Origin of the sequence: Caballeronia sp. LZ003 (assembly GCF_031451465.1) — a bacterium.
Lineage (GTDB): Bacteria > Pseudomonadota > Gammaproteobacteria > Burkholderiales > Burkholderiaceae > Caballeronia.
In genome coordinates this window covers 1-411 of record NZ_JARUXJ010000206.1, presented here as the reverse complement: position 1 = coordinate 411, position 411 = coordinate 1, and the positions used below count along the sequence as shown (strand labels likewise).

Annotated in this window: 1 pseudogene; it reads left to right on the top strand. The window is 61.3% G+C overall.

What is annotated here, in order from left to right:
* Window positions 1–114 precede the first annotated feature (114 nt).
* Window positions 115–411 (top strand): annotated as a pseudogene (locus QCE79_RS34470) (tail assembly protein); the annotation flags it as partial.

The following is a 411-nucleotide window of genomic DNA, read 5'->3' as shown; positions in this document are numbered from 1 at the left end:
TCTTGGGAACGACGAGATACTGCATCACCTTTGGGGTCAGCTCTCGCGACGCGAGCTGCTGCCACGCTACCGCAAACACGTGACGCATGTGCTGCGTCACCGGGAGACGATTAATTGGAAGATGTAGTCCGCTCGATCAGGCTCTATGGGAGTCTGGGAGCCAAGTTCGGTCGCGACCACGCCTATGTCGTGCGTTCGCCTCGCGATGCCTTGCGAGCGCTCAGCACGATGATTCCCGGATTCTGGCAGGAGCTCGTCAGAAGCGGCCAGCGGGGCGTGCGTTATGCGGTATTCGTGGGCCAACGCAATGTCGATAAGACGCAGCTCGATTGGCCCTCGGGCGGCGAGCCGATCCGCATCGCTCCGGTGATTGCGGGCAGTAAGGCCGGCGGGATATTCCAGACGATCGCA